Source organism: Moorena sp. SIO2C4, from assembly GCF_010672485.1.
Lineage (GTDB): Bacteria > Cyanobacteriota > Cyanobacteriia > Cyanobacteriales > Coleofasciculaceae > Moorena > Moorena producens.
Genome location: NZ_JAAHGN010000193.1, coordinates 1 through 9,045 on the forward strand (window position 1 = coordinate 1; position 9,045 = coordinate 9,045).

Consider the following 9,045-nt stretch of genomic DNA (forward strand, 5'->3'; position numbering starts at 1 on the left):
TCTGGAGTAGGGAATCGGGAATCGGGAATCGGAACCCACCCCTAACCCCTCCCAGGAGGGGAACGGGAATCGGGAATCGGGAATCGGGAATCGGGAATTATGCTTTCTAAATTCTAAATTCTAAATTCTAAATTCTAAATTCTAAATTCTAAATTCTACATTCTGCATTCTGCATTCTACATTCTACATTCTTAATTCTACATTCTTAATTCTCATACCCATACTTGATAAAAATAGCTTTAAAACATTCATTAAGCTTATCAATAGTAGCGGGTTTTAACTTTTCCTTATAATCTCCTGGGGTAACTTTACGGATGTGTGATGCGGGATTTTCTTTAGTTGGAAAAATATCGTGCTTCTTAGCTATTTCTTCTATTTTGCTATCCTCAAGCTCTAATTCTAAAAACGTGATAATATCCGCAACCCACTGACGCTTATTGAAAACGATATCTTCATACCTAAACAGTTTGAATAACTGATCTTCAATCTTGCTGTATCTTTGAATTATGTTGCGAAATATAGGTGCTTGTTGAATGGCATACTGGTCTATATCCATATCTTGTAGTCGCTGGCGATTTTTCCAAAGGGCATCACCTACCTTACCTGGGGGAATAACATGACTGTTCTTCATGGAAAAATAATGGGATACTACAATATCCCTGGGATCGCGGATTAGTAATAGCTTTTTAAAACCACTTAAATCGAAATGATTAAGATAGGCAGGGAGATATCGAGAGCCGTAAAAGCCATATCCAGTTTTGACAAAAAGGTCACATATCTCCTTACCAAAGGCACTTTCTTCTACCCCTTGATTAAAGGAAGTCTTGGCAACACTAATCAGTGGTATAGTTAAGGTAAAACCGATATCTTCAATAATTTTGTCCTGCATCACACTCCCTGATTTGTGGAGCGCGAACACGAAGAAACTAGGAATATCACCAGGGGGAGGTACCTCAAGAGAAACTTTCTGATTGTCTCGTGTATATATAATTTTTTCCATTAAACCTCTTTAAACTCTTCTCCCTACTCCCTACTCCCTACTCCCTATGTCAAGATTTAACTTATTATACTAGGTACTGAAGAATATCCCATTAACCGTAAGCATTCAGCTATCAGCTATCAGCTATCAGCCAAAAACTTGTGGCTAGGCTACGGGTTATGCCCATAGCGCACACTAATTGTGCTTTTGAATAATATAAGCCATTCCGGTAGCGTTAGCCTTGGCCACGCTACGGGAATGGCTGACGGCTGTTCGCGCAGCGTGAGCTAAAAGCTCACGGCTGACGGCTGAATGCTTACCATTAACCTTCAGCTGCTCCAATCGTAACTGATTTCACTAATAGGCTAGCTAATCTCGAATCAATGGATGATAACTGACCCACCCCTGGTGATTCAATCGATAGCACAAATGGAGCGTTTAAGGTTAGGCGGCCAGAGGGAATAATTCCTTCAAACACCCAAGATTTATCGGATTGTTCCTGAACCTCTCCATCAATAGCGTTGCCATTTATCTTAACTACCATATCCCTAATAAACCGTTTCTCAATCGCCATCATTCCTGAAACTCGCACTTGAAGCGGCTTGATAGTATTAATACCGTCAATAATCACACTACCTACTTTCTCCATCCAGCGAACTGGTGTGCCATTTAATGTTTCAGGTGATAACCAACCGATCCCATTGAGATGGTCATCCATAAGGATAGATAATTCATTGTGTTCCCGCAACGGTTCCCAATCGAGTTGCTCTGTAAAGGTAATTCTCTCAATCAGTACCCCTAAATGACGATTGGACTGATCAACATGATAGGTCTCGGTCTTCAGGGAAAATAAATTGAAGCCTTCAAGTAACGAAATCGGTAGGGTAAATACATTAACTTGATCGATCCCAGAGTGATGCACTGCCACCCGCAATCCTAACTTACCCTGTTGCCAAACTTCAAGGAACTGACCCTGGGAGACGTTACGGCAGGCAATGACTAGCTGACCTTTCCTGGGATTATCGGCAATGATGGCAAACTCTCCCTCTGGCCAAAGTAACCACTGGCTGGGGCGAAAAAGACCAATTTCTGGCAAGGGTTGCTCTAATGCTCCAAAACCCTGACGGGTATAACCTTGAATACCAACCCCAGAGATAATACTACTGTTGTTTTTGGGAATGCCGCTTTTAATCGCTAGGGGTTGAGTAAGTTTGGGAGAGTCTACTAAAAATTTACTTGCCCTGGGAATTTGGAGCTGATCGACCCAACCGCTTTGGTCTAAGGCCACCATAAAACTGTGATAGCTCGACTGTAAGGAGAACTGGTTGGCTATATAAATAGCTGCGGTTTTCCCCAACAGGTCTAATTTGTGCCGGTCATAGTATAACTCCTTAATTACCTTAGCTAAGGCTTCTGGGGTTTTTTGGGTCACTACTCGTCCTGACACTCTATTCTTGATGGCTTCTTTGACACCACCTACTCCATAGCCAATGGCTGGTGTGCCACAGGCTGCTGCTTCTATAAAGGTTTGACCAAATGCTTCTTGAAGGGATGGCCCAATAAATACATCGGCAGCGCTGTAGTAATATGCTAATATAAAGGGGTCCTCGATATATCCTGTACTCCGAATATCAAGGTTTTCTGCGATCGCAGAGCCATGACCAAAACTAACCAGTAGGATATTATCGAGATTGGCAATGTCTAGGGCTTTGAGTAGATACTTAACCCCTTTGCGCTGATCGTCTACAGATTGACTACCAGTGAGTATAATAAATTTATCTTGAGGTAAATTCAGCTGACGACGAGATTCTGCCTGGTCTAAGGGCCGAAAGATATCTAAATCAATGCCATAGTAAATGCTCTGAAATTTGCTTTCCCATTCTTGGAAATTCCTTCGAGGGTGGTGATAGTCAAAGGCATAACGAGCCCAATTAGTCGTCCAGTTACTATCCCCTAGGACTAACAAATTTTTACAGCTCCCTATTAGCCGATGTTTTTTACCAAAAGCATCGGCTATTTTCTCTGATGCTAAGCTCGGGTACTCATGGCTAGTGGGACATTCGTGATCACATAGGGTGGTATAATTTTCACAATCCCCTACATAAGCACAGCGTCCGGTAAGTAACCACTGGTCGTGCATCACAAAGATAGTGGGGAAATGACTGGTAAGTATTTCCAAAATGTCCAAGGGATTGGTAATATTATGGATATTGCCCACTACGACTAAATCCGGATTGAGACTAGCAATTAATTGATAGACCTCTGACCCTGTGCAGTCTACGGGAGTTAATGACCAGTCTAATGTGCCAGCAACGGGAATTACTTGATGTCCTGCTAAGGCTAAGGATTTGGCAATGCGTTGGTGAGCAATCCCAGCCCCTCCCAGAAATCCGGTATCGTTGAAGCAGACAATGCGGAGGCTGTGGCGTTGCCCAGGCTCTTCTGTCGCTTTAGACTTAGGACAGTTGAATAAAGTCCGCAGTGCCTCTGATACCGATAGTAATTCCGGCTCATACTTATCTTTAGTGCTAGTCTTTTGGTTTTCATGGATACGGTATTGAGCTACAGGATAACCAATTACCTGTAAGGTGGCTCCCTTGGCAGCAAATCGCGCCCACAACTCGTAATCCATACTGTAGAAGAGGGATTGATCTACTGATGCACCACACTTTTCCCAAATGGTGCGGGTAAACATGACTTCTGGCTGATAAAAGAATTTCCCTGTAAGCCAATTCCTTTCTACATCTAAGATTTCTTCCAGGGACATCAGTCCATTAGCACAGGATGTCAAGTGTTGCTCTAGGGCTACGCCATCTTTAAACAGTTGACAGACACCGGCTACCACATCAGCACCACTGGTGTAAAAGGCTAGTGCTATCCTATATAAAGCTCCTGGCGCTAATCGGTCATCACTATTAAGCCAAGTCAAGATTTCCCCAGATGCGATCGCAAATCCTTTGTTCAAGGCTTCACTTTGGCCACTATCCGGTTCACTAACCACATAGGTAAGGTGCTCTAGGTATTGATTAACAATGGTGATGGTTTCATCAGTAGAGCCCCCATCAATTAGGATATGTTCGACATTGGGATAGTGCTGATGAATCACTGATAATATAGTTTCTTCGATAAACTCACCTTGATTCATCGAAGGGGTAACAATCGATATCTTTGGCCAGGGGCTGCCATCGGGGAGAGTTCGGGGGGGATGATAGGGTTCAATGAAAACGTGAGGCCACTCAGAGCTATCGTCTTTTGTCCTAAGCTCTGAATTGATTGGTTCAAAGAGCAACCTAGAGCTATCGTCTTTTGTCCTAAGTTCTAAATTATTAAGCTCTGAATTACTATATTCTGAATTACTATATCCTTTTCGTTCTAAGGCTTCCCCTAAATTCTGGTATACGGAAACATGAAGACTGGGGTCAATATCAATGGCTTGTTCGTAAGAGATAATGGCTTCATCCCACTCGCCAATTCTGGCTAAGGCTTCACCGAGATGGCTATAGGCGTTAGCAAAATTCGGGTCAAGTTCGATAGCTTTACGATAGGCTGCGATCGCATCAAGCCACTGTCCAGTTTTTGCTAATGCTTGTCCCAAGTTATAGTAAGACCACGGCCAATCGGATTTCACCTCAATCCCACGGCGATAGGCAATAATTGCTTCATCCCACTGCTCCAAGGCTTGTAGGGCATCACCTAAATTTTGATAAGACCACAGGAAATCTGGTTTGAGTTCAATGGCTTTTCGGAATACATCCGCTGCGTCTTGCCACCGTTCCAATTTAAGCAAGGCATCGCCCATGTTGTTATAAGACCAGGAAAACTCTGGCTGTATCTCAATGGCTCGACGGTAAGCTGTTACTGCTTCTTCCCACCGTTGCTGCTTAACTAAGGTATCTGCTAAATTATGATGGGCTTGTGCAAGATTCGGTTGCAGTTGAGTGGCTTTGAGATAACAAGGGTCAGCTTGCTCCCATGCTTCTTCCTCTGTGAACAGGTTTCCTAAATAGAAGTAAGCTTTAGCATCTTGGGGATTGTTTTGAACTGCTTGCTGATAAAGGGTTAGCAGCTCTTGCTCTTGTCCTTGTCCTTGTTTTTTTAGCAAATCCCCTAGTCGATGGTAAGCTTCAGACAAATTAGGTTTCAATTGAATTGCCTGACGATAACAAGCTATCCCTTGGGTTAATTTCCCTTGGGCGGTTAAGGTATTACCCAAATTCAAGTGTTCTTCAGCCGATACCGTATTCGGTTCCAATGTCAGGGCTTGATACCAATAATCTGCTGCTGCTTCTGGTTGATTGGTTTGAGTTAGAACTTTTGCTAAGTTACGGTACGCTCCAGCAAAGCTGGGATTAATTGCGATCGCTTTTTGATAACATGCGATCGCATCTTGCCACTGTTGCCGCTGAGCATAAGCACTGCCTAAATTTGCCTGGACTTTAGCTGAATCTGGATTTTGTTGAGCTGCTTTGATAAACGACTCAAGCTCTTGGTCTTGGTCTAGATTAGACTGAGACGCTCTAGAGTTAGGAAGTTGCAGGAAATGATTGCCTTGAGAAAGTCGTGGTGTGCGATCGCGGATTCTGTCTAATGGCTCTCGGTCTAATGGCTCTCGGTCTAATGGCTCTCGGTCTAATGGCTCTGGCTTTAATTGCTCTGGAGCAGTAGGGATAGGCTTTACGGTTGGATTGGTGGGATTAACCATGATTTGAGATGGGCTAGGCACGATGGCAACAGTTGATGCTTTTATCGCCCCTCCTCTGTAACGTAATGGGGGATTGATTGACACCTGCTGCTGCTTCTGGTTGTCTACCAATTCAGGAACAATAGCCTGTTTCAGGGCATCAGAGGAGTTAGCTTGATTGTGGGTGTGACCATTTATCTGACCATTTATCTGAGAAGCTGGTAACTCAGAAGCTGGTAACTCAGAAGCTGGTAACTCAGAAGCTGGTAACTCAGAAGCTGGTAACTCAGAAGCTGTTAACTCAGAAGCTGGTAACTGAGAACCGGTCCGATAGAATTGGAGTAATTTACGATAGTAAACATTTGCCTCTTGCCATTTCCCCTGGCGATTCAAGGCTTCTGCCAGGTTTTGGTAAGCTACCACCGACTGGGGATTCCGCTCAATTACCTGGCGGTAACAAGCGATCGCTTCTGTTACCAGACCTTCCTTAAATAACTGATGTCCTAGATTAAGGTAGTCCTCTGGTTTAGCTTTATCCAACTCTAGCATCAGCTGATGATAACAGCATTTAAGGACTTCCTTTTGGTTTCCCACCTCAGTCCATACTTTAGCTAAGTTGCGATAAGCTCCAGCCAAATCGGGTTTTAGCTCAATCGCCTTTTGATAATATGCGATCGCATGTTGCCAATCCTGCTGACCGGCATACAAGCTACCGAGATTAGCATAAACTTCGGCAAAATCCGGCTCAATTTCCAAAGCTTGGCCATAGTAACCCATAGCTTCAGTAGTCTGACCCATGAACTGTAGCGCATTTCCCCAAATCTTGTAAACCTGGGCTGTATCTGGGGCAATTTTAATGGCTCGCTCACAGGCTGCGATCGCCTGTTGCCATTGTCTTTGCTTCAAGTAAGTCTGCGCCTGTTGTAGATAAACCGTAACTGCTTCCAAAAGACCTCCTGACTGATATTGTTTACAGTGGCGCTCACTAGAGCTAGGAACACATTGACCTATAGATGGTTCTCTTGATTGTGACTGATCCAACTCGATGGTTTCTAGTCCAGCCAATTTAATTGCTTTGCGATAGTAAGCAGTGGCTTGATCGAATTGACCTTGTTGCTTCAAGGTTGCTCCTAGGCGTTGGTAACCCAGACTCGATTTAGGGTCTAGTTCAATGGCTTTGTGATACTGGGTCACTGCTTCATTTAGTTGACCTTTTGCCCACAGGTAATCCCCATGATTTATACATGATTCTGCTGTTTTCTGTTCTCCTGCTAAGGGAATAGTTTCTAGTTGCGTAGGCTGATTACTGTGATGATTCTTGTGTTGTTCTCTAGATGCTTCTGATGTCGATAACCAGTTAACTAACGCAACAGGGGGGAGATGACCATTATTCCCATGCCAATGGTGATAATGGAGTCGATGGGGAGTGAGCAAGGTATCTTCTGCCATTGAGGGCAGCAGGCCATGTTTGGGGGATGCCGAACTAGTCAGAAAGTATCGTTTGAGTCGATGGAACATTTCCAAAGGCAACAGAGAACAGCTGATCTGGGAGTAGGGAGTAGGGAGTAGGGAACAGTAGTCAATATCTAATTATTAGATATCGCTAGGAATTATATCTAATAATTTTTAAAAAATGGGTTAATCAGTTATTGCTCACGCGGTTTTGTTAACGACATTATTTGCAAACGAAATTATTAGCAGATAAGTCGCAATTATTGGTGTGATTCAATTCACAATTAGGCACACCTTTACCGAATTTTTACACAACTTTTACAGAAGCTTCATACTATAGCTGTCAAAAGAGTTACTTTATTAACAGTCTCTGAGACTTAAATAACCGATGAGAAAAATAGTGGTTGGGGTAATGGGGCCCGGTGACAAGGCCACTGCTACTGACATTAATCGTGCTTATCGTCTCGGTCAACTCATTGCTGATAATGGCTGGGTACTGCTAACCGGTGGCAGAAATGTGGGAGTGATGGATGCTGCCAGTCGGGGAGCCAAAATGGTTGGTGGGTTAACTATCGGGATTTTACCCAGCAACGACACTAGGGCCATGTCTGATGCTGTCGATATTGCCATCGTTACGGATATGGGCAATGCTCGCAATACGATTAATGTACTCTCCAGTGATGTGGTGATTGCCTGTGGAATGGGAATAGGAACAGCCTCGGAAATTGCTCTGGCTCTCAAAAGTTGGAAAAAGGTTGTTTTGTTGAGTGACCATCCAGAGAGTCAAGAGTTTTTCTGTAGTCTGTCCCAGGAGAATGTATTTCTGGCAACAAGTCCAGAGGCTGCTATTGAGTTGGTTAAAACTATTTTAAGTCAGGATTAAATCTGTTTCACACCTAGGCCGGATCACAAGTAGTGTGTCAGTGCAACAGTTTTTTTGAGTGATTACAAATGCGTTCGCGTAGCGGCTCCAAAGGAGCATCGCACTGGAACTAATGCACAAAAGATACTGAAGACCCCCTATAGAGAAAGAAGACTAAAGAAATAAGTGTAACGATTTCGGACAATGCTCAAATTTAAATCTCTAGGCTTATCGATTATTTCCGCCTCCGTTGTTTTCCATAGTCAAGCACTTGCGTGTGTTCCCGAGTCTGTACTAGACCGGTTTACTAACTTTTATTTTTGGCAGGCTAATCCAGAAATGTCAGACAAGAATATCAAGTCTCATCAAACACAGTACAAAAAAGAGTGGTTAGCTATTAAAAAAGTTTTGAAAGACAGGATTGTCTGGAGGGAAATACCTAGCTGTTATGCTGATGATGTAACCTATGATTATGACTTGAAGGATTACCGGGAGACAATTACAGCATTAATCGATGCGGTATTCTATGCTAGTCACCCTGAGTTAAAGGGGCGTAAGTTAAGGCCAAGTGAAACCCACCTAGTTCGAGAGTGGAACTCGATAAAACAGAGTTTTTCATTTAGTTGGTGCTAGTGAGCTGGCGTTAATTAATAATGGAATGAATTGAAGAGTCTTGTATAATAGGCATCTTGCTTCTAATCTTTTTAGGCATCTTGCCTGTTCCTATTTTGGCATTACTTAATAATGGAATGAATTGAAGAGTCTTGTAGAATAGGCATCTTGCTTCTTCCTAATCTTTTCCGGCGGGCAGGATGCCCACCCTACTCCTATTGATTTTAGGACTTACGCATTTGCCCCCGTGGGGACCAAATGCGTAAGTCCTTTTCTAAATTCTACATTCTAAATTCTACATTCTACATTCTACATTCTTAATTCAAAAATGTTGTTCGCCTTTGGCGTTCGAGTAGGGTAGGTTGTCAGGTTGAAGGTTGTCAGGTTGAAGGTTGCGGCAGGAAACGGGCAAGATGCCCGTTCCACCAAGATGCCCGTGCCACCAAGATGCCCGTTCCA

5 protein-coding genes are annotated in these 9,045 nt (G+C 43.4%); 2 read left to right on the forward strand and 3 right to left on the reverse strand.

Annotated features, from left to right (window positions below; translation table 11 throughout):
* Positions 1-205: 205 nt before the first annotated feature.
* The 3 genes from F6K20_RS12825 to F6K20_RS12835 all read right to left on the reverse strand — a co-directional run bounded on the left by F6K20_RS12825 (position 206) and on the right by F6K20_RS12835 (position 7,178).
* Positions 206-1,000 (reverse strand): sulfotransferase domain-containing protein, encoded by a 795-nt coding sequence (locus F6K20_RS12825; RefSeq protein ID WP_287294908.1) that lies wholly within the window; start codon positions 998-1,000, stop codon positions 206-208.
* Between the two features lie 174 nt (positions 1,001-1,174).
* Positions 1,175-1,321, reverse strand: coding sequence for a hypothetical protein (locus F6K20_RS12830; RefSeq protein WP_154659734.1), 147 nt, complete (start codon positions 1,319-1,321; stop codon positions 1,175-1,177).
* The gene (locus F6K20_RS12835) at positions 1,302-7,178 is read right to left on the reverse strand and encodes a tetratricopeptide repeat protein (RefSeq protein WP_287294909.1); all 5,877 of its coding nucleotides are present in this window, start codon (positions 7,176-7,178) and stop codon (positions 1,302-1,304) included. The genes F6K20_RS12830 and F6K20_RS12835 overlap by 20 nt, the downstream gene beginning before the upstream one ends.
* Before the next feature lie 322 nt (positions 7,179-7,500).
* On the opposite strand from F6K20_RS12835, the gene F6K20_RS12840 reads away from it, so the two are divergent.
* A complete protein-coding gene (locus tag F6K20_RS12840; RefSeq protein WP_287264796.1) occupies positions 7,501-7,995 on the forward strand; it encodes a TIGR00725 family protein in 495 nt (164 codons plus the stop codon).
* 183 nt (positions 7,996-8,178) lie between these two features.
* Positions 8,179-8,607, forward strand: a complete 429-nt coding sequence (locus tag F6K20_RS12845) for a hypothetical protein (RefSeq protein ID WP_008181875.1) — start codon at positions 8,179-8,181, stop codon at positions 8,605-8,607.
* Positions 8,608-9,045 lie beyond the last annotated feature (438 nt).

Bases quoted from the DNA above. Each gene is read 5' to 3' on its own strand.
- F6K20_RS12825 (WP_287294908.1), bottom strand. From the start codon at position 1,000: ATGGAAAAAATTATATATACACGAGACAATCAGAAAGTTTCTCTTGAG.
- F6K20_RS12835 (WP_287294909.1), bottom strand. From the start codon at position 7,178: ATGTTCCATCGACTCAAACGATACTTTCTGACTAGTTCGGCATCCCCC.
- F6K20_RS12840 (WP_287264796.1), top strand. From the start codon at position 7,501: ATGAGAAAAATAGTGGTTGGGGTAATGGGGCCCGGTGACAAGGCCACT.
- F6K20_RS12845 (WP_008181875.1), top strand. From the start codon at position 8,179: ATGCTCAAATTTAAATCTCTAGGCTTATCGATTATTTCCGCCTCCGTT.